Here is a 21,200-nt window from a genome sequence, read left to right as displayed (position 1 = left end):
CGTCTTCCGCCCAATGTCATTAAGTTTAGGGGATTATGTTCTCATACGATAAAAAGAAGCACCACTTTTTTACATGAACTTGTGTGAAAAAGTGGTGTATTTTGTTTCAACTGTTTTTAATCACATACTTCTTTGATTTGATGGCATGACAAATAAGCCTCCTAAATTTTCAAAAAAATTTATCTATAATTAAATCCAACAAATCCAGTTCGGGATTTTGTGCGTTTATAGCGCCTTCCTTTTCGAATAGGAAGAATACGGGATTCTATCAATTTCATAATGTCTATTGAATGATTCATTAAATAGGCTCGACATAACTTAAATGCCACCTTTAAATTAACTTGATAATCCCACTTTCGATCTTTTTTGGGAATCTTAACGTTACTAACTAGCCTCATCGTGAAGTTATACATAATTAATCGCCCATATATTTCTTGGTAAGTTTGATGACTCCCTTTTGTATGTAAGTATTCTAAGTTAACAGCGTGCTTTAAATCACATAAAGCTGTCTCAATTCCCCACCGTAAATGGTATAATTCTTTTAAGTCATTTGATGTAAAGCTCTCATCAAGATTGGTTATTAAACATTGGTAAGTGTTTTCGCTCAGCTTGAATCGAACAACTCGCAAAGTTAATTCATAATAATTCTTGCTACCGCGTTCTAAAAAATCAAACTTAGATGTATAAGCTAGAAAACGAAACGATGGATCTTCTGTATATGCTTTAATTCGTGAACGAGCTATCTTTAGAGAAACAATCGTATCGTATTCATCTGTATCTGGCACGTCGGATTTTCGCACAAAATCCCTGTCATTTAAATCTTTGCATCGAATGACGTATTTGTGTTGCAGTTCTTGAAGATGCGCAAACACATTGTAGGAAGGATACCCTCGATCAGCTATGAAGATACTTGGAATATTCGTTTTTATTGTTTTGGCCATTTGTATGAGGCTAGCACGCTCATCCGATTGTCGACTTTTCTGAATATCTACATCAAGAAACTGTTTATTTAATAAATCATATAGAAAATTTAAATGGACCATATTATAACCCGTCGCTTTCTCATCTTTATAATGATTATCATGGTCTGTCACATTCTGAGGTAAAGGTAAATCAGAGCCATCATGGGCAAGCAATCGATAGCCTTTAAATGTTTTGATGTTATCTAAGGTTTGATTAAATCGATGAAATACTTCTTTAAATGCACTCACTTTTAGTTTTGAACGTGCTTGAACAAAAGCTGATGGGGTTGGTGTCTCGGTATGATTGTTCCAAAGCCTAAATAATTCATTATTAAGACTTTCCGCACCAAACTTAATCACTGATTCAATAACAACTGGCATCGTTAATTTGCGATTTCGTGTAAAATCAACATCAGGCTGGTACACGTGGTCTGCTCGGTTTTGACACACGGATTGAATGGCTTCCTTCAAGTGATTAAAAGTAATTTTAGCGAAACGTGACATAGTAATTCCTCCTAAAATAGTCTAATTTTTTGAGATTATTTAGGGGGTTTTCCATTTGTCAAGCGTTTTCACTTGTGTTTTTAACATTTTATATAAATTTTTTATAAATCCAATTAGCAGAATACCAACAAAAAAGCCTATCGAAAGCTCGATAGACTATATTTCTTAACTTAATGACATTGGTCTTCCGCCCTCTTTCGAGTGGCTCCAGACTCGGCTGGCTACTCTCTCCCTAAAGGCAAAAGCCCTTAAGGGAGAGATGTGTGCCAGTCCGTTCTTAGCACTATAATTAAAAAGTTCGTATTTTTTTCGCTCAATTACTTAAAAACAGCTTTTTACAAATTTGATTGTTTGAATTTACTTTCTATCTCAATCAAATGTTAATATTATAACTTCACTTCCAAATCTGTTCCGTTTGATGCAATCACTTGTTGGTAATAGTAGAAACTGTCTTTTCTAGTACGGTTATACGTTCCATTGCCATAATTGTCCGCATCAACATAGATAAAGCCATAACGTTTAGTCATTTCACGTGTTGATTCGGAAATTAAGTCAATACATCCCCACCAAGTATAGCCAAATAATTCAACACCATCTTCATTAATCGCATCACTCATTGCTTTAACGTGTTCTTTCAAATAATCAATTCGATAGCTATCATGAATTTTACCATCTTCAGTAACCGTATCACGAGCACCTAATCCATTTTCAACAATGAATAATGGGATCCGATAACGATCATGTAATTCAACTAATGAAATTCTTAGACCGATTGGGTCAATTTGCCATCCCCATTCACTTGAAGGAATATAAGGATTTTTAACACCGTTAACGGTATTGCCAGGAGCCATTTCTAATCCTTCTATATCTGCAGCCATCGTTGAAGTCATGTAATAAGAGAATGAAACAAAGTCGACTTTTCCTTCTTTTAACACTGCTTCATCGTCCGCTTCCATTTGAATCGTATACCCTTTTTTACTAAGTTCATTCAGTAAATATTTCGGATACTCGCCAAACACTTGGATGTCTACATAACGATAAATTGGACGCATTCTTTGTTGAGTGGCCAGATTGTCTTCAGGCTTACAAGTATAGGCATAGAATGCCAATTTAGTCATCATACAGCCAATTTTTGCATCTGGTAACATCTCATGACACAATTTTACAGCCTTTGCACTAGCAATCATTTGGTGATGCATGGCTTGATAAATAACTAAATCAAATGGTATATCTGTAAAGCGATCTTCAATCAATCCCCCACTTGTCACTGGATGTCTTTCCATCGCATCTACTTCATTAAATGTAACCCAATACTTAACGTAGTCTCCGAAATACTCAAAACATGTTTTGGCATATTTAACAAATAAATCAACACATTCTCTTGAATACCATCCTTGATATTCTTGAGTTAATGCTAATGGTGGATCATAATGAGATATTGTCACCAATGGTTCGATATTGTGTTTTTTTAATTCTTTAAATAAATCCAAATAAAAATCAATTCCCGCTTGATTTGGCTCAGCATCTTCAGGATGCGTGTAAATACGACTCCAAGATATAGATAAGCGATAAACTTTCATACCTAATTCTGCAAAAAGAGCAATATCTTCTTTATAACGATGGTAATGGTCGATACCACGACGCTTTGGATAGTTCGCTTCTGGACCAGCAACTAATGCCTCTTCTAAATCTTTTGATGTAAATTCAAATTGTTTTGTAAAATCATCATGACCAACTTCACGGAATGGTAGGCAATCTTGGATTGTCATACCTTTTCCATCTTCATTCCAAGCCCCTTCTATCTGATTAGCTGCAGTTGCTCCACCCCATAAAAATCCTTCAGGAAATTTTAATTCACTCATGCTTCTCTTCCTCTCTTTTTATTTAATTACTTCAATAATATTGTCAGAACTTTTGGTTGAACCGTTTATTTTACTCGGAATAACATCTAGAAAATCACTAACATTTGGCACAATAATAGGCGACCAGATTGAATAACCTCGTTTTTCAATACTTTCAAAATCGACTACTGCAATCGTATCACCCCGTTTAATTTTTTGACCTTCTGACACTTTAACATCAAAATATTCTCCTTTTAAGTTTGCTGTATCAATCCCAAGATGAATAATTAACTCAATACCCGTATTTGAACGCAAACTAATAGCATGTTTTGTAGGGTATACTGAAACAACTTCACCATCAAAAGGAGCAATAACCAAATTACTTTTTGGTTTTATTGCGATTCCTTTCCCCATTAACCCTTTAGCGAATACTTCGTCATTGATTTGACTTAACTCTTTGACTTCTCCTACTAGGGGACTGGTAATAGTATAGTCTAAGTTAACTTCTGAATCTTGTTCCACTAAATCCTTTTCTTCCGATAATCCCATAATTTGAATGAGTATGAATGCAATTGCAGTTGCCATTGCCATACCAATACAGAAATGTAAAAAGCCAGGCCCCATAAAGACTGGTAAAGACATGATGCTAGAATTGACATATGCACTAGCCGTTGCTCCAAAGAATGCAACATAAGCACCTGCAATACCACCCGCAATCATTGTGGCAATTAAAGCATTTTTGAATTTGAGTAATACCCCATAAATGGTTGGTTCAGTAATACCAATAAAAGCAGAAATAAAAGCAGAAAATGAAATCGTCTTAGTATTTTGATCTTTAGATTTGTACCAAGTACCTAAGGCAGCACCTACCATAGCCATTGTTCCCATCGTATTAACAGGTAAAATAATATCGTAACCAAACGTCGCGATATTTTCTATCATGATAGCCCCTAAAGATAAATGCATACCTGATAAAACAACCAATGGACGTGTACCACCAACAACAAATCCGGCTACAATTGGTGATAAATCAAACAACCATTTTACTAACGAAGCTAATCCTTGAGCGAGATAATTTGCTAAAGGAGCCACAACGATTAACGTTATAGGTACCATGATTAACAAGACAATCATTGCCGTGAAAACCATTCGAAGTGCTTTTGGTAATAGATTATCAACAAATGGATAAACATAACTTAGAACTAGCACCGTTAAAATTATTGGTATACTACTAGATGCATATCTAACAAACGGAACGGTTAGTCCAAAAACATCAAACCCTACTTCACCAGCTGCTAATCCGCTAGTCATAATCGGATGTAGCAAAACACCGGCTAAGCCCAATGCCAAAGCTGTATTAGTTTTAAATCTATTTGATGCTGACCAAGCAACTAAGAAAGGGAAGAAGTAAAAGACTGCATCTGATGCAATTGTTAATAACTGCATAATGCCTAAGTTAGGGTCTACATTCAAGAAATTAGTTAAAATAATGATTAAGCCTTTAATCATTCCAGAGCCAGCAAGAGCAGGTACTACGGGCAAGAAGATAGCTGCTAAAGTTTCGAATAAAGTCTCTAAACTAAATTTCTTTTTCTTCTCTTCTTCAACTTCTACTTCACCAGACTTAATCGCTAGATCACCAATTTGATTTGTTATTTCTTTATATACGTCACTGACATGTTCACCAATAATAATTTGTAATTGATCGCCAGAGTAGCGTACACCAATAACGCCATCTAAATCTTTTAATTTATCAACATCTACTTTTTCCTCATCATGCAAATAAAATCTTAGACGTGTTACACAGTGAAAAATTTCTTTAACATTTTGTTTTCCACCTATATTTGTTAAAATATTTTGGCTTAATTCACTATAATTTTTTGCCATAACTGTTCTCCGTTCTATATTTTGAATAAAAAAAGACCTAAACTAACCTTTACGAATAAAGTTAGCTTAGGTCTTGCCTCCATTATGAGTCACAATTCTAAACGCTAATGCTATTTAATTTGATACTTTTTGAATATGAATGGTTAAGTACAACAGATCATCATCCGTTACTTGCGTTTTTTCTTCATTTAATAAATAACTTTTTACTTTTTCGGCACAACTAAATGCTTTACTATATCTTTCTTTAACCAGTTGCAACAGTTGAATATCTCTACTACTTTGCTTTGGTGCTTCATGGTATAGTCTACGGTAGAAAAATTTTAAATGTGTCATTAAGCGATAATAATCTAAAGATTCTTCATCATATACAATACCCATATCATTTTTGATTATTTCTAGTATATTCTGTACAAGCTCAATCATATGCATCGTATCACTCATGTTACCAGTCAATTCAGCATTCACTAAATGCAACACAATAGAAGTAGCCTCATCTTCAGGTAATTGAACATTAAATCGATCGTTTATTACACCTAATTTTTTCTTAGCAAATCGATACTCTTCATGATACATCTGCTTAATTTCATGTGATAATGGATTGTGAATTTCAATTCCACTATGATAACGTTGAATAACAAACTGAATATGATCTGGTAACGAAATAGATAAATGTGTATTATACTCTTTACCTAACTCAACCGTCGCATCAGATATAATCTCTTCCGACATTTCAATAAATTCTATAGGTATCTCAGAAAAGATCCGTTTCAATTTACCAACTAAATCATTGGAATCTTGATAAAAAATTCTATCCACAGATTTTTCATCAACTAGATCGCCACTCTTTTTTTGAAAAGCTATTCCACTCCCTAACGCAATAATATCTTGTCCTTGATCATCGGAGGTTACTACTGCATTGTTGTTTAAAACCCGTATTATCTTCAATTTACCCCTCCTAGTTCAATTTTAAAAAAATAAAAATAGGCAAGACAAAAGTTCCATAACTTTTGGTCTTGCCTACTTTACTAGTCACAATCCATTTGCATGTATTCAATTTGAAATCGACTTCTTGATTAAAAGAATACCATAAACTATTTTAATTGCAAGTACTTTTTTTAAAAAATATTTTTTTTGAATAACTTTAACTCATCAATAGAAAAGTTACCCCAAAGACTTTATCAATTCTTGCACTTCAAAATCCATGACTTGTGGGAAGGATTGGTAATAGGCACCTACTGCACCTAAGAATCGATTGGGGACTTGAAGATAATAGACAGCATCAGCTGCTCTTTGTAATTGTTCATAGGTATCTTTAGGAATCACGGGTACGGCAACCGCGAGATGCGATACGCCAGCAACTCTAGCCGCTTCAATGGCTGCAAACATGGTCATGCCGGTTGCAATGCCATCATCGACTATAATTACAGAACGATCTTTCAAATCTTTCGCTGTTAAAATAGTATCGTATAAACGTCGACGCCGAGCCATTTCTGCTTGAATTTGTGTGATTTTTTCGGCTAACCAGGCTTTATCAATCATAGCGACTTCGTGTTGATTATATATCGGTTGTCCACCTTCAGCAATCGCACCAATTGCATATTCTGAGTTTCGAGGATGACCAATTTTCTTAGCTAATATCACGTCAAAGTCACAATGTAGATATTTGACTATCTCAACGGCTAATGGAACGCCCCCTCTAGGTAAAGCCAAAACTATTGTATCATTTGTCTGAGTTGTAGGAATTTTCCTTGCCAATTGTTTACCAGCATCCATACGGTCCTTGAATAACATGACAGACCCTCCTTTGGTTCAGGCAGATGTAACATTACAGCTTGAAAAACCATGCTTTCTATCTTTAGCTTACCATGATTCAACTTATTTTAAAAGCGCTGTCAAACATTTATTAATATAAGCAAAAAAAGCAGCTTACCCCATTCGGATAGGCTGCTTTTCTTTATCCTTCCATCACTTCTTGTTTCTTCTTTATCTTACGTAAAGCTTGTTGACTCAACAATAGCCAACACAAAGCAATCACATTGGCTGAAAAAAGCGGGATTAATACGACAAAGAAATCCAACACAATCAACCATAAAACCGTCGTCACTACGATACCAATCGTTTCTAAAGGTGTAACTAACATTACCATAAACGGTTGGCTTAAATGACCCCAGAAGCTTAAGTGTTCGGTTGCCATAAAAACAAAAAAGTAAGCTAGATGTGCTACAAACATGATTAATAACAAAATAAGCCAAGGGTAAAGTATTTGTAAATCGTTAGAGAGAACGGTTAAGCTACTCCAATAGATCAAATAGGCTATCCCATAATAAATAACCGCATAACGATTGCCACGTAAAAAGTGTTTTTTATACACTTGCCAGAAGGACTTAAACAATTCCCTAGCCGATTGCTCCTTATAACTTTTGTTAGCTAACATTGTCAACAATGCTATTGTCGCAGGGAAAAAGCCTAATATAACCCCACCAAGAAATGTAAATATCAACCAATAGATATTTAACAGCATCCATTGTAGACCAAGCATCATGTATTTATTGAAGGTTACCCAACGATTCATAATACGCCCCTTTCTGTGAAATTTTTATTCAGCAACAGATAAGTCTGCCCGGTAGAGAAAGACATTATACGGTCCCCATTCGGACATTACAAAATAGATACTTTCACTATCCATTGACCACGGATGCATATAACTACCATATAGTTGCGGGAATTCTTGCCCTGTAACTACTACTACCTCATCAGACCATTCACCGGTTAATTCCGTTGCTGATCTTAAAACGACTGAGTATTTATCCTCATTTAAGTACATCATTAGGTAACGGTCATAATAGGCATTATACAATACGGATAGTTCACTGACTGGCGCATCGACAACGGGCATGGCATCTAACTCATCTACAACCCAATCCTTACCATCCCAATATCGGTAACTGTCTTGGTTTAATAGTTCAGCCTCTGGTACTCGGGCCAAATATAGCGAACCAAAACGGCCAGAAGGTGTTCCAAAGACATAAACATAACCCTCTTCTTTTAGAAAAGCAACTTGAGCAAAGTGACTATCACCTGCCCATTCAACATCTGATGGTTGCCACGTTTCTCCTTCATCATCTGAATAGACTAAAGCCGAAAAATTGGTATCCCATTGACCAGGGTCGCCCCAACGTTTCACTTGCATATAATGAATAAAATGCCTATCGCCAATGGTAACACCAGCTGTTGGGATTGCTGTAAAATCCCCATACCCATGCGTTTCTTTTGCGGAATAGATAATTTCTTTGGCATAGTTTTCTTTCTCAGAATCCATTATCATGCTATCAATGTATAAGCCATCAGATAAATCTTGATCTCGCGAAACGCCTAGCACATTACTCCGCCAACCACTTAAAGCACCGCCACCACCAAAACCACCCCAACCACCATCATAAGTATCGCCAAAAGCAATCATAATTTTAGGATCGTCTGAATCAGTGGTTGCATCCCACATGACACCTAAATCCGTCGCATGTACATTAAAACGACCTGCTGTATCATTTGGATTGATAAGGGTTGATTCGTCAATATCTTCACCAGTAACTTGCGCTACTTTTTCAACTTGATTAAGCATTAGATCCGTCCTTGCTGCATTGATATTTATTGGGGGGAATAAACTGACTGCAAGAAGCAGTAGTAATAAGGTTTTTGTTATTTTTTTCATGAAGAACCTCCATTTTTTAACAGCCATTCGGCAAGCGAAGCAGACGCTGATCCATTTCCCCAATCAAAGATGGTAAATTCACCCGCTTGTTCAATATTTTCACCATGATGGGCATTTTCCATTTCAAAGCCATAATCTTTTTCATCTAAAAAAGGAAAGGTTTTATCATACAAAGCTTTAACTTCTGGATTTTCAGGGCAATACATCATGTTAAAGGAAGCTTTCATCGCCCATAAAGCGCGGTAATAATACTCTTCTTTACTTGTCACTTGATAGTAGCGTAAATACGTTAAGGCAAACAAACTTTGCCGCGCATCATTCCACTCATCATCCGTATTCATCACGCCAAACCCGCCTAGAACTGGCACATTCACATAAGGTGGATCCCAAACCGCTTGATAAAAGGATAGCTCACCTAATACACTTTGACCGATTTTCTGGTAACGTGCATCATTGGTCTTATGATAAATAGAAAGCAAGGCTTCGGCTGTCCAGTAAATTGAAAAATTACATTGATTATACAGGCCACTCCGTGCATCTTTTTGACCATACTGCTTACCCTCCCATTCACGCGAACAGGACCAATAGGTTTCAAAATCTTCCCAACGTCCATTAGGTATCACCGATTGAATAACAAAATCGATTGCCTTGCGACTGGCTTCTAAATAGCGCAGGTCTTGTGTGATTCCATATAATTCAGCCAATAACCAGGCATGCATAGACGTTTCTGGACTATCCAACAAATAGGGAGAAAGTTCACCTGTATCCATTTCGACCCAAGCGGGAAAGTTTCCTTCATTCTGTTGTAAAGCCAGCAATCGTTTCACATAAGATGTCACATAAGTTAGCAAAGCCTCATCTGCTTCAATATCTTGGTACCACTTCAACATCCACAAAGCTGTCCAAGACATATCAAGTAAATGCCCATAATTTTCATGCTTAGCTGGGCGACGATTCGAATGTTGCCAAACACCTTGAGACCAATCGCCCTCTGCGTCAGCGACAAATACTGAAGGAAATAACCCATTTTTTTGTGGAGCGCTCAAAGCAAATCGTTTAGCGAGCTCTGCTTTTTGTATCAGTTCCTTATCATCCCAGGCTTCACCCCACAAACGATAGCCATAAGCCGAACGTAAACTCGAAAACCAGGCTTGATTCCAAATACTTTTAGCTTCACGCCAATCATTTTCATAACCTAACCCAGGTTTTTGTTTAGTCCTTACAATAAATACCGCTGCGCCAACCGCTTGCTTTTCGATTTCAAATTCTTGCCAAACCACCTCTTTCCAGTGATTAAAGGCCCAGTTGTAAGTATGCTGAACATATGTTTCAAGTCCTTGGAGCTGAACCTCACTGTCTTCTGATTTCATCCGCTCTTTTCCAAAGTAATCCCACATAAACTCACTCACGACTTCTAGAGGACGAACACTTTCAAAATTGTTCCATTCAACCAAATAGAACTTGAACAAGCTTTGCCCGTCTTTAACCTCAAAAGGTTCTGCTTTCAAGGTATGATATACATGCTGTGTTTTTTCATAATGGCCTAAACCGTAAATCAGATGATTGTTGGGTTTAACATAATCCATATAATGTGGCACTTGCCGCTTACTTTCAATAAAATCGATATCAGGTATTAGTGCAAAAACTTTTGCGTCTTGTGTTAAAACGATGGCTGGTGATTGGAAAAACAAATCACCAATGACCATCGATTCGAAAGGGGCTAGATGAGGTTTCCATATACAGTCTATCCTCGGGTTAGCCAGTGGCATGGTTGCTTGAATTCGCTCTAAAATTTGCGTTTCACCTTGCCACTGGGCTTCTAGAGAAGTTATTTGTGAGACTGAGCCTAATGTTTTTACGTCATGGGCTTGCCAATGGATATTTACTTGTGAAAAATCAATCTGTATCCACTGGTCAAGCCATTGAGGTATTTTTTTCATTTATTCTCTCGCTCCTATCAGGCTTAATAGCCAAAATAGTCATCCATTTCTTCAGGATCATGGCCTAAGATATCAGGCAGTGGTAAGCGTTCGTCCACGGGTAAGATAAGCGGTAAATCCTTATGCGGTTCTGTTTGATACCAGTAAGCTGTGCTGGAATAATCATCACTGCGATGATTATTGTGTCCATGTTCGATGGTTACTTTTATGGATTCATCAAACATAATCGGATCTTCGATGTGATAGCGATATGTTGAAATCTTACCTTGCCAATTCGGGTCGCCTCCAAGTATAATCCCGTGGTAAGGGGCATGTTGTTCTTCTTGTGGGCACCAGGCGGTATTAAAATAATCTTCCATACCTGTACCATGTAAAGCGGGTGGCCATGTTTCACCATCGATAAAGATCATATCATCACCTTCGCCATACCAATTCCAGTCATGAGTGAACTTTAAATTATGAATGTTCATGTTACAACCAACATAATGACCTTTACCCACCGCATCAAGGATGACATAGTTGTTTTCTCCGGTGGTATTTTTTCCACCAAAGGAATAATAAGCACTACTAACCGTTCCAGGATCAATCCCTTGGGTTAATTGACGCTGCCATTGGGCATGAAACCTTAACGGACTATCAATTTCATGATTATACGCTTCATAATCAATATAAAAATAAAATTTCAATCCCGTATTTGCGTTACTTTCAATTTCAATCCGGGCATTTTTATTAAATGGCATTGGGAAAAATGCATTTAAGGCTTGCCCATTTTCTGGACTCATTTGAAGTGGGGCAGACACAAAATTCTTAGTAATCCCATGACCCATTCCAAAAAAATCACCAATGGGAGCTTGCACACTTGGATTCTCTTCCCCATCCCAATACATCCGTAAAACGACTTTACGATGTAAATACTCTTCAACAACATCCTCTAAAGGCGCCATTGTCATCCAAATATGTGTAATACAGCCAGACCCAGTTATCTCAGCTAAGTCAATCACATCTCCTGGATAAACTTTTAAATAATCGCGATTGCCACCTGTCGTATCATAACTTGAGTACCGCTTACGTTTAGCGTTGCGAACTCTATATAAATCACGTAATGAACTGCCTAAATTTTCCATTCTATACCCTCACTTTATTTCGTTTAAATGATTTATTTAATGCCAGACAATTTGATCCCTTGAATTAAATATTTTTGGAAAAACATAAACAATATGATAGCCGGCATGGCTGCTAAGGTAGTTCCTGCCATAATTAAGCCCCATTGTGAGCCTTGAGCTGAACGGAAGAAAGACAGGTACTGCATGATTTGGAATAGCCGTGGATTGGATATCGTCATTATCGGCCAAATCAAAGCATTCCAATAACCTAAGAAAGAAGACGTTCCAACTAAAACAAAAATTGGTTTAGATAAAGGAATAAATATTTGTGTGTATATTTGAATTTTCGAAGCTCCATCAACCACGGCAGCTTCATCTAATTCAGTTGGTATATCCGTATAAAACTGTCTTAACAAGAACATATTCATTGCCGAAGCTAACCCAGGCAAAATTAATACAAACAAGGTATTTAACATATTTAATTGTGCCACAACGATATAGGATGGAATTAAAATCGCCATTTGTGGGATGAACATGGTTAAAATACAATAGAAAAATAGTGCTTTCTTGAATGGAAACTTCAACCGCGCAAAGGCATAAGCTGCCATCGAATTAACTAAAATAGTTAAAAAGGCAAAAATAATGGCACCAACAAACGTTACACCCATTGATTGAAAGAAGCCAGGGTCTTCAAATAATTCCACAAAGTTTTCAATCGTCCACTCTGTGGGGAAAAATCTAAAGGGGTATGACATTACCTCATTAGATGGCTTAAAACCAGACATAATCATCCATAACAAAGGAAAGAGAGACGTAATAGCCGCTATCAAACCAATGATTGAGGGAATGATTCTTTGTTTCTTTTTACGCATCATTCATCCTCCTAATCTTCTCCGGTAAATCGAAAAACTCTAAATACAACAGCCGAAATAAGACCTAATATAACAAATAACATTAAAGAAGCCGAAATGGTATACCCCAAATAAGGATCATTCGTGAAATGATTATAGATAAACAAATTAGGTGTCGTTGTCATATTGAGTGGTCCACCACCCGTCATCGTATATGGCAAATCAAATTGTTGAATCGCGCCAATAATACCTGTCAATAATACATACAAGAAAATGTTTTTCATTAATGGCACGGTGATACGAAATACTTTCTGTATAGCATTGGCACCGTCCATATCAGCTGCTTCATAATAGGAAATAGGAATGTCGTTTAATCCCGCTAACATGATTAAGGTTGTAAAGCCTAAACCTAACCAAATAGCTGGCGCTGCTAAAGCCCCTAATACAATATCTACATCTTGAAGCCAAGCAATAGGTTCAAAACCTAAGGCAGTAACAATGGCATTAGCAATTCCACCATTATAGTTATAAATGAAACTAAAGATTAAGGCAGCGGCTACCCCCGAAACGACAGTTGGAATGTAAATGGATACTTTTACAAATCCACCCAGTCGTTGTCGCATATTTCTAATCATATGAGCTAAAAAGAAGGCTAAGACAAATTGGGTTGGCACGACCATGAGAGCGAATTTCAATCCCACCCATAATGAGTTCCAAAAATTTTTATCCACCCAAACACGACGATAATTTTCCCAACCTATATAAACTGAATCGCGATAAAAATTCCATTCATAAAAGCTGACAACAAAAGCATAAATCAAAGGAATAACAACAAAAGCCGTTAATAACCCTACCATGGGTAATAGAAAGGCAATTGCTATCCAATCATATTTTTTCTTTACTGCTTTCTTTTTCATTAATACTAACCTCCAACTTAATTAGATGTCTGGCCATAAGCCAGACATCTAATCAAAACACATTATTGTCTTGGATTTGTTCCAGCATAATCGTTGTTTTCAATATAAGTGTTAATGTTCGTTTCCGCTTCTATTAGCGCATCTTCAACACTTTGACCCGTAATATATACACGTTCGACAGCATTGGCATATTCTTGACTAATTTCCCAAGCATAAATTGGTTCTGGTACTGCATATGGAATAATTTGTTCAGCAATCAATTGTCTCCAAGGATCTTCCGCACCCGCTGGATCCGTTGAAATCACTTCATCCACTGAAATACGAGCTGGGAACTTGGAATATTGAGCGGTATCTCTAAAGAACTCTAACATTATTTCTTCATCACCTGCTACAAACCAAGAGATAAAATCAGCTGCTTCTTGAGGATTATCACTTAAACCATCGATGGTTAAAGTCCAACCACCTAATGAAGCTGTAGGACGGTCAAAGTTACCATCCGGGGTTGGCATAACAGCTACACCAATGTTTTCAACCACTTCAGGATGTTCATTTTTTAATTGTCCAATAACCCATGAACCAGATATTTGCATGGCTACTGCTCCATCAGCTAATGGCGTAATGTCATTGTAGCCGGTTTCAAAACCTTGTACAGGTAAAATACCATCAGTATGTAAACTCGCCCAGAATTCAACTAATTCAGCGACTTGTGGCGAATTAATCGTAGAAGCTGACCAATCATCATTAATTGGATAGCCATCAACCATAGCTTGTAATCCCCAATGTGTCCAAGCAATTTCCACCGCATTATTAGCCGCAGCTAATGGAGAGACGGTGTTACCAACACCTTTAAGTTGTTCACCAAACGATTTTAATTCTTCCCAAGTAGTTGGAGCCACTTCAGGGTCTAACCCAGCTTCTTCAAATAAATCTTTCCGATAAAACAAAACAGATGAAGGTTCAACTAACATTGGATAGGCATACTGTTGATCTCCTACTGTAACAAAGCCTTTAACATTGTCTAATAAATCATCGAATACAGCTGGATCCATATAATCATTTAATGGTAATATTTCACCGCGTTCTGCTGAAAAAACTATTTTATTGTAGTTCATGGTTGTGATATCTGGCGCATTCCCCGCAGCTTGGGCTGCAATTATACGTTGATCCCATGCATCACCGGGTACGACTTCTAGTGCAACTTGAATTTCAGCTTGTGAGTTATTAAATTCTTCGACATACTTTTCAATCCAGGCTGTTTCTTGATCACTCCACTGTGGCGTCCACCAATCAATGACAACAGGTTCTTGTGCATTGGCAACTTGAGGATTAAAAGAAGTAAAACCTACAGCAGATAAAGCAACAGTAATTGCACTTAATAAAATACTACTTTTCTTTTTCATGAGATAATCCCTTTCTTTATATATATACCAACAACCGACAGATAGACATTTATAACATGACAAAAACCACTTAGAGTATACCGACATACAATTTATACTAGTTACACACCTCTTCCTTTTACAGATGACATAGGTAACGAACATGTAAACGATTACATTTAAAACCGCTTAATCAAATAAAACTATTACTACTAACTAGTATACTTTAAACCACAAATCTTTGCAAACCCTTACAATAAATTTTCTGCTGAGTTTCTATAAAATTTAAATTTTCTAATTAATTAGTCTTAATGAATTATTTACTTTTTTATTTTTGAAAAAAAACTGAAAAATTTAAAGAATTAACATTAATTTATACTAAATTTTATTAACTCTATACACTAAAAATACAGCAAGCCCTTATTTTTAGGTATCTTGCTGTATTCTTTTTATAATTCTATTTGTTTGTTTTAATCGTATAGTAGCGGAGCAACTTCATCTGACTCAATGTTTTCTGAATTATACCAAATAGCTTCTACACTTAAATCTTCGACCTCTTCACCATTAATTGCTTTCACCGCTAGTTCAACACCAGAATAACCTATAGTGATTGGATCTTGAGTTACCGAACCAATGAAAACATTATTTTTAACTGCATCTTTTTGTAATAATCCTGAGTCAAATCCAGCCACTAGAATTCCATCTGGACCAACAACTCCTCCTAATGCATCATTAGCATTAATTATACCTTTTGAAGCAGTTTCATTTGAAGCAAATACTGCACGTAAGTTCTCGCTATTTAAAAGTGCTTGAGCTGTCGTAAGTACTTCAGCATCTGTCGCATTAGCTGGGATCTGTACTTGGATGATTAGAGCCGCATCGTTCTCAGAAACACCATTATTAAATTTATCATGACCAACAACCGCTACTTTATCAACTAAATTCTCTTTGTCAGCTACTAACTCTATTACTTTATCAGCAAAACCTTGTGTCCGTTCTGATATTGATGTTGAATTAGCTTCTTGTGATAAAATACCTATACGAATTGGATTTTCAGGACTAGCATTATCCAACTCTTCCCCAAGGGCAAGAACTATTTGTTCAGCAGCAATTCCAGCAGCAGCTACATTGTCAGTTGCTGCTGTAGCTAAAACTGAGCCTTCCGGTGCTTCAGGTACTCCTGAATCAAATCCAATAATAGGAATATTTTGATCCATTGCTTGTTGTAACAAATCAATTTGTGAATTTGTATCTAACGAAGCTAAAACTACTGCATCTGGGTTTTGATTAATCGCATTACTTAACATTTGAACTTGTTCTTGTACAGCTGTTTCATTAGCAGGACCAACGAAAGTTAAATTAACATTGTATTCTTCAGCAGCTTGTTCAGCACCAGTTCTTACTGCTGACCAGTATTGTTGAGTAAATCCTTTAGCAATAGCTTGAATATTCAAACTTTCTTGAGCATTTACAGTAGAAGATAAGGGAACAAACGAACCAAATAAGGCTGCGGTTACAGATACCATTTTAACTAATTTATTCATTTTTTTATTCATCTTTTTTCTCCTTTATTTATCTTGTATTTTTATTTTTAATTACATCGACTAAGACTGCTCCAATAATTACAAATCCAGTAATGAAAATTTGATAATGTGGTTGGAATCCAATGTATGGAAGTCCAGTCTGTAAAACAGTCATTATAAAGACCCCTATAATTGTACCACCTACACTCGCAATACCACCTGACATTGATGTTCCACCAATAATCGCCCCAGCAATTGCATTTGTTTCAATCCCCATCCCTTCACCAGGTAAAACTGAAGTAAATGTGGCTGCATATGCAATTCCGGCTAAGCCAATAAAGAATCCACTGATTACATAAGCCATCCATTTATATTTAACCGTATCAATTCCTGATAACCTAGTCGCTTCCTCATTACTACCCAAAGATAAAATATATCTTCCTGGTTTCGTTCTACTTAAAAATAAAGATGAAATAACGACTAAAACCAATAATACAATAATTCCTGTCGGAAAATTTGTATTAGTCCTAAAAATACTTTTATACCACCCTTCCGGACTTGATCTTAACGGAAAATTGACAGTTTGCACTTTTGAAATCATTGAACCATAACCTAAAGTAACCATTTGAGTCCCAAGAGTTGCAATAAATGGTGGCATGTTAAGTTTTGCTACTAACAAGCCATTGAAAAAACCTAATAGTATACCAAATAAAACAATTACCAATAATGCGATAACTAATGGAACATTATATCTTTCGTATAAAACACCTCCTGTAATAGCAGCTGCTATCATTCCAGTCCCCAACGATAAATCAATACCGCCAGTTGCAATAACAAATGTAACCCCAATTGCTAAAAACCCTAAGTAGTACGAAGAATCGAAAATACTAGTTAATGTTGTAAACGATCTAAATGGCACACTATTATAATAGAAAAACAAATATAAAATAATAAGTGCAACCGCTGCTACAAATTGTTGTGAAGCAAAAATTTTCTTTAAACTAAGTTTTGTTTTATTCATTAATATCCTCCTTTTAGCTAGTTTTTAAAGTGGCATAATCCATAATAATTTCTTGTGTGGCTTCTTCAATTGGTATATCAGCTGTTATTTCTCCTTCACAAAAAACGATAATTCTATCACTCAATCGTAAAATTTCATTCATCTCTGACGAAATCATAATAATTGCTTTTCCTTCATCTGCATAATAATTAATCAAATCATAGATTTCTGATTTTGCTCCAACATCAATACCACGTGTTGGTTCATCAAATATTAGTATATCGCAATCTTTTAATATCCATTTCGCTATAACAACTTTTTGTTGATTTCCTCCAGATAAATTTTTTACTTTCTGTGTCGCACTGGTAGAACGAATGTTTAGAGCTTTTCTATATTTATCTGCTACCTCTATAGTTTTTTTATCATCAATTAAACCATACTTAACAAACTGATCTAAATTGTTTAATGAAATATTTTCTGCAATAGTTTTCTCTAGTAATACCCCATAGCGACGTCTGTCTTCTGAAATATAGCCAATCTTATATTTGGCAGCATCACTAGTATTATTAATTTTCACTTCATTACCGTTAATCAGTATATCCCCAGACTGCTTAGGATCTGCTCCAATTATTGCTCTAGCTGTTTCTGTTCTCCCAGCACCCATTAAACCTGAAAACCCTAAGATTTCCCCTCTGCGTAATGTAAAGTTGATATTCTTAACTATTGGATCTGCGTTTAAATTCTTTACTTCTAATATAATTGGTGCTTCTTTTGAAACTTTTGATTCAGTTTTAACTTCTTCTACTAATTCTCTACCAACCATCATTTTTATAATTTGGTTTCTACTTGTTTCTTTGGTAGTTAAAGTCCCAACGTATTCGCCATCTCTAAGAACAGTTACCCTATCAGAAATTATCCCTATTTCTTCCATACGATGTGAGATGTAAATTATTCCTACACCATCTTCTTTCAATAAATTAATTGTTTCGAATAGTTTTTCAGTTTCTTTCTGAGAAAGCGCTGCGGTAGGTTCATCAAAGACTATTATCCTCGCTTCCATTGAAATTGCTTTTGCAATTTCAACCATTTGAGCATCTCCAACTGTCAATTTATCAATCTTAATTTCTGGATCAATATTTACTCCAAGTTGTTGAAAAAGTTTTTTACTATCTTCAATCATTTTTTTGTCATCAATAAATAGTCCTTTTTTAGGTTCATTACCAAGAAAAATATTAGCACTTACTGTTAAATCTTTTGCATTATTAAGTTCTTGATGGACCATTACTACCCCCGCTTCTTGAGCTTCTCTTGTATTACTAAACTCAACCAGTTTATCATCGATAAATACTTCTCCACTAGTTTTGTCATAGATACCAGTTAAAATTTTCATTAAAGTCGATTTGCCAGCACCATTTTCTCCCATAAGTGCATGAACTTCACCTTTTTGTAAATTAAAATCTACGTTACTTAGAGCTTTAACTCCAGGGAATTCTTTCGATATTTGTTTCATTTCGAGTAACATTATCAAATCACCCTTTCCATTACTCAACAACACCTTTAGTTAAAATAATATTGCCATACAATGCAGTTTCTCCAGTTGCTACAATAGCATATGCTTCTTTCCCACTCTCATAAAATTTAAATCGATCTAAGAATTCAAATTTCACTTTTCTTTTCTCAGATTTTTCTATTATTTCCAAAAATTCGTCCCATATCACTGGTTCAAGTGGTTTATCACTTTCTGAAACCTCCATCAATTTTACTGGTAACTCTGAACTTTTATCAATTGGTAGCACTGTTAAAATATCTTTTAACATTTGTGTCGCGCTTATTCCATCACATCTAATTAATTGCTTTGCATTTGATGCACTTGGGTAGTTCGCATCTGCAATTACTATCGTGTCTCCATGTCCCATTTCACATAATATTTTTAACAGATCTGGGGACAAAGTTTTTGGGATTAATTTTAACATTTATAATTTCACTCTTATCATTGTTCTATTAAATTCCAATCGTGTAATCGATTACATATGTTCCTAGTATCGTTTCAGTACTTTATTCTTTTTGGTCAATAAATGACTGAACTTCTTCATAAGTTGGGATGGAAGGAATTGCACCTTTTTTAGTTATCGTTAATGCGCCAACTGCATTAGCGAATTTCACAGCTTGTATTATTTCATAGCCGCTAGAAATTGCATAAGCAAATGCTCCATTAAAGGCATCTCCAGCAGCTACTGTATCAACAGCTTCAACTGTATAGCCATCAACTAGTTCAACTAATTCTTTATTAACAATCAATGCACCTTTGTCTCCTAAAGTAACAATCACATTCTCTGTACCTTTGTCTAGTAAACTTTTGGCTGCTTCAATGACATCTTGCATATTCTTTAATTGATAGCCTGTCAATAATTCCAATTCACTTTCATTCGGTGTCAAGTAAGTAACTTTTGATAAAAGATCATTAGATAATGTTCTTGCAGGGGCCGGATTTAATAAAACTGGAATTTGTTTTTGATAGAATACATTAATTGCTTCTTCAGTTAAATCAAAATCCATTTCTAGTTGAAACATTGCTAGTGTTACTGGCGCTATATCAACAACAAGTTCTGACAAATCTTGTGAATCATAGCTAAGATTTGCACCTAATACTACAATTATTCGATTATCACCATTTTCTTCGACTGTCACAAATCCAACGCCAGTCGATTTATCTTTATCTTTAACAATATGTCTTACATCAATACCTTCTTTTTCTAAAAGATTAATAAAGACATCACCATAATAATCTGACCCTACTTTTCCAGCCATGATTACATTTAAACCTAACCGCGATGCTGCTACTGCTTGATTAGCTCCTTTTCCACCTGGAAAAATCTCAAACTGCTTACCTACGATTGTTTCACCATTTTTAGGTGCTCGTTTTGTTGTTACCACATGATCCATCATAAAACTACCTAACACTAATATTGTCATTATTTCTCACCTTCCTTTTCACTCAGCTGCCTTCCAAGACTTCCTCCAGGATGATATAAATGGAAATCTTCAGCTCTAAACTCTCTAATCTTACTTAAAGTTACTGCTAAAGCATCTCCGATAACTAGAACTGTTGTTGAACTAGTTGTTGGGGCTAAGTTTAAGTGGTCAACCTCATGGGTATAAGTATATGCCAAAGGGAAATCGACCGATTTAGCTAGAGTAGATTGATTGTTGGAAGTGATAGAAATAGTTTGTGAACCAATAGTTTTAATAGTTGGTAATAAACTGATTACCTCAGATGTTTCTCCACTGTTAGATATTAGTATAACTATATCTTCTTTCTCTATCATACCTAAATCTCCATGTAAGCCTTCTGTACTATGCATGAAGAAAGAGGGAGTTCCAGTACTTGAAAATGTAGCTGCAATCTTCTTTCCTATATGTCCAGATTTTCCAACACCAGTAATTACTACTTTACCACTACATTCAGTTATTGCGAGGATAGCCTTTTCAAAAGAATCATCAATTATATTTGATAAAGAAGCAATAGATTCACTCTCTTGTATGATTGCTTGCTTTAAAGTATCTTGTATATTTATTTCCATTTA

The 21,200-nt window shown here is 35.8% G+C and carries 18 protein-coding genes; all 18 read right to left on the bottom strand.

The window, feature by feature from the left end; genetic code table 11:
* Positions 1 to 179: 179 nt before the first annotated feature.
* Entirely contained in the window at positions 180 to 1,466 is a 1,287-nt protein-coding gene (locus tag NRE15_RS12910) for an IS4 family transposase (RefSeq protein ID WP_313793278.1), read from the bottom strand.
* Positions 1,467 to 1,852: 386 nt separating this feature from the next.
* Positions 1,853 to 3,328 carry a glycoside hydrolase family 1 protein gene (locus NRE15_RS12905; RefSeq protein ID WP_313793277.1) on the bottom strand — a complete coding sequence of 492 codons (1,476 nt, stop codon included), beginning with the start codon at positions 3,326 to 3,328 and terminating at the stop codon, positions 1,853 to 1,855.
* An 18-nt stretch (positions 3,329 to 3,346) separates the two neighbouring features.
* Positions 3,347 to 5,194, bottom strand: coding sequence for a beta-glucoside-specific PTS transporter subunit IIABC (locus NRE15_RS12900; RefSeq protein ID WP_313793276.1), 1,848 nt, complete (start codon positions 5,192 to 5,194; stop codon positions 3,347 to 3,349).
* 114 nt (positions 5,195 to 5,308) lie between these two features.
* Positions 5,309 to 6,139, bottom strand: a complete 831-nt coding sequence (licT, locus tag NRE15_RS12895; RefSeq protein WP_313793275.1) for a BglG family transcription antiterminator LicT — start codon at positions 6,137 to 6,139, stop codon at positions 5,309 to 5,311.
* A 216-nt stretch (positions 6,140 to 6,355) separates the two neighbouring features.
* Entirely contained in the window at positions 6,356 to 6,985 is a 630-nt protein-coding gene (locus NRE15_RS12890) for a phosphoribosyltransferase (RefSeq protein WP_313793274.1), read from the bottom strand.
* A 163-nt stretch (positions 6,986 to 7,148) separates the two neighbouring features.
* Positions 7,149 to 7,766: a YesL family protein gene (locus NRE15_RS12885; protein ID WP_313793273.1), complete on the bottom strand. Its 618-nt coding sequence runs from the start codon at positions 7,764 to 7,766 to the stop codon at positions 7,149 to 7,151.
* Between the two features lie 24 nt (positions 7,767 to 7,790).
* Entirely contained in the window at positions 7,791 to 8,903 is a 1,113-nt protein-coding gene (locus tag NRE15_RS12880; protein WP_313793272.1) for a DUF4185 domain-containing protein, read from the bottom strand.
* On the bottom strand, positions 8,900 to 10,843 hold the full coding sequence (locus NRE15_RS12875) for a hypothetical protein (protein WP_313793271.1): 1,944 nt from the start codon (positions 10,841 to 10,843) through the stop codon (positions 8,900 to 8,902). Before NRE15_RS12875 ends, NRE15_RS12880 begins: the two co-directional genes overlap by 4 nt.
* 23 nt (positions 10,844 to 10,866) lie before the next feature.
* The gene (locus NRE15_RS12870; protein ID WP_313793270.1) at positions 10,867 to 11,967 is read right to left on the bottom strand and encodes a glycoside hydrolase family 172 protein; all 1,101 of its coding nucleotides are present in this window, start codon (positions 11,965 to 11,967) and stop codon (positions 10,867 to 10,869) included.
* A gap of 32 nt (positions 11,968 to 11,999) precedes the next feature.
* Positions 12,000 to 12,818, bottom strand: a complete 819-nt coding sequence (locus NRE15_RS12865; protein ID WP_313793269.1) for a carbohydrate ABC transporter permease — start codon at positions 12,816 to 12,818, stop codon at positions 12,000 to 12,002.
* A gap of 11 nt (positions 12,819 to 12,829) precedes the next feature.
* Positions 12,830 to 13,714 carry a carbohydrate ABC transporter permease gene (locus tag NRE15_RS12860; protein WP_313793268.1) on the bottom strand — a complete coding sequence of 295 codons (885 nt, stop codon included), beginning with the start codon at positions 13,712 to 13,714 and terminating at the stop codon, positions 12,830 to 12,832.
* Positions 13,715 to 13,776: 62 nt separating this feature from the next.
* Positions 13,777 to 15,114, bottom strand: a complete 1,338-nt coding sequence (locus NRE15_RS12855; RefSeq protein ID WP_313793267.1) for an extracellular solute-binding protein — start codon at positions 15,112 to 15,114, stop codon at positions 13,777 to 13,779.
* Between the two features lie 449 nt (positions 15,115 to 15,563).
* The gene (locus NRE15_RS12850) at positions 15,564 to 16,649 is read right to left on the bottom strand and encodes a substrate-binding domain-containing protein (protein WP_313793266.1); all 1,086 of its coding nucleotides are present in this window, start codon (positions 16,647 to 16,649) and stop codon (positions 15,564 to 15,566) included.
* A gap of 16 nt (positions 16,650 to 16,665) precedes the next feature.
* The gene (locus NRE15_RS12845) at positions 16,666 to 17,637 is read right to left on the bottom strand and encodes an ABC transporter permease (protein WP_313793265.1); all 972 of its coding nucleotides are present in this window, start codon (positions 17,635 to 17,637) and stop codon (positions 16,666 to 16,668) included.
* A gap of 13 nt (positions 17,638 to 17,650) precedes the next feature.
* Positions 17,651 to 19,138 (bottom strand): sugar ABC transporter ATP-binding protein, encoded by a 1,488-nt coding sequence (locus NRE15_RS12840; RefSeq protein ID WP_313793264.1) that lies wholly within the window; start codon positions 19,136 to 19,138, stop codon positions 17,651 to 17,653.
* Between the two features lie 19 nt (positions 19,139 to 19,157).
* A complete protein-coding gene (locus NRE15_RS12835) occupies positions 19,158 to 19,589 on the bottom strand; it encodes an RbsD/FucU family protein (RefSeq protein WP_313793263.1) in 432 nt (143 codons plus the stop codon).
* An 82-nt stretch (positions 19,590 to 19,671) separates the two neighbouring features.
* Entirely contained in the window at positions 19,672 to 20,589 is a 918-nt protein-coding gene (gene rbsK, locus NRE15_RS12830; protein ID WP_313793262.1) for a ribokinase, read from the bottom strand.
* Positions 20,589 to 21,197: a KpsF/GutQ family sugar-phosphate isomerase gene (locus tag NRE15_RS12825; RefSeq protein ID WP_313793261.1), complete on the bottom strand. Its 609-nt coding sequence runs from the start codon at positions 21,195 to 21,197 to the stop codon at positions 20,589 to 20,591. The genes rbsK and NRE15_RS12825 overlap by 1 nt, the downstream gene beginning before the upstream one ends.
* Positions 21,198 to 21,200 lie beyond the last annotated feature (3 nt).

The sequence above is a fragment of the Fundicoccus culcitae genome (assembly GCF_024661895.1).
GTDB lineage: Bacteria > Bacillota > Bacilli > Lactobacillales > Aerococcaceae > Fundicoccus_A > Fundicoccus_A culcitae.
Note: the sequence above shows the minus strand (reverse complement) of the source record. Positions and strands in the feature narration are given on the sequence as shown.

Bases quoted from the DNA above. Each gene is read 5' to 3' on its own strand.
- NRE15_RS12875 (WP_313793271.1), bottom strand. From the start codon at position 10,843: ATGAAAAAAATACCTCAATGGCTTGACCAGTGGATACAGATTGATTTT.
- NRE15_RS12890 (WP_313793274.1), bottom strand. From the start codon at position 6,985: ATGTTATTCAAGGACCGTATGGATGCTGGTAAACAATTGGCAAGGAAA.
- NRE15_RS12840 (WP_313793264.1), bottom strand. From the start codon at position 19,138: ATGTTACTCGAAATGAAACAAATATCGAAAGAATTCCCTGGAGTTAAA.
- NRE15_RS12855 (WP_313793267.1), bottom strand. From the start codon at position 15,114: ATGAAAAAGAAAAGTAGTATTTTATTAAGTGCAATTACTGTTGCTTTA.
- rbsK (WP_313793262.1), bottom strand. From the start codon at position 20,589: ATGACAATATTAGTGTTAGGTAGTTTTATGATGGATCATGTGGTAACA.
- NRE15_RS12885 (WP_313793273.1), bottom strand. From the start codon at position 7,766: ATGAATCGTTGGGTAACCTTCAATAAATACATGATGCTTGGTCTACAA.
- NRE15_RS12860 (WP_313793268.1), bottom strand. From the start codon at position 13,714: ATGAAAAAGAAAGCAGTAAAGAAAAAATATGATTGGATAGCAATTGCC.
- NRE15_RS12850 (WP_313793266.1), bottom strand. From the start codon at position 16,649: ATGAATAAAAAAATGAATAAATTAGTTAAAATGGTATCTGTAACCGCA.
- NRE15_RS12900 (WP_313793276.1), bottom strand. From the start codon at position 5,194: ATGGCAAAAAATTATAGTGAATTAAGCCAAAATATTTTAACAAATATA.
- NRE15_RS12910 (WP_313793278.1), bottom strand. From the start codon at position 1,466: ATGTCACGTTTCGCTAAAATTACTTTTAATCACTTGAAGGAAGCCATT.
- NRE15_RS12835 (WP_313793263.1), bottom strand. From the start codon at position 19,589: ATGTTAAAATTAATCCCAAAAACTTTGTCCCCAGATCTGTTAAAAATA.
- NRE15_RS12880 (WP_313793272.1), bottom strand. From the start codon at position 8,903: ATGAAAAAAATAACAAAAACCTTATTACTACTGCTTCTTGCAGTCAGT.
- NRE15_RS12870 (WP_313793270.1), bottom strand. From the start codon at position 11,967: ATGGAAAATTTAGGCAGTTCATTACGTGATTTATATAGAGTTCGCAAC.
- NRE15_RS12865 (WP_313793269.1), bottom strand. From the start codon at position 12,818: ATGCGTAAAAAGAAACAAAGAATCATTCCCTCAATCATTGGTTTGATA.
- NRE15_RS12905 (WP_313793277.1), bottom strand. From the start codon at position 3,328: ATGAGTGAATTAAAATTTCCTGAAGGATTTTTATGGGGTGGAGCAACT.
- NRE15_RS12825 (WP_313793261.1), bottom strand. From the start codon at position 21,197: ATGGAAATAAATATACAAGATACTTTAAAGCAAGCAATCATACAAGAG.
- NRE15_RS12845 (WP_313793265.1), bottom strand. From the start codon at position 17,637: ATGAATAAAACAAAACTTAGTTTAAAGAAAATTTTTGCTTCACAACAA.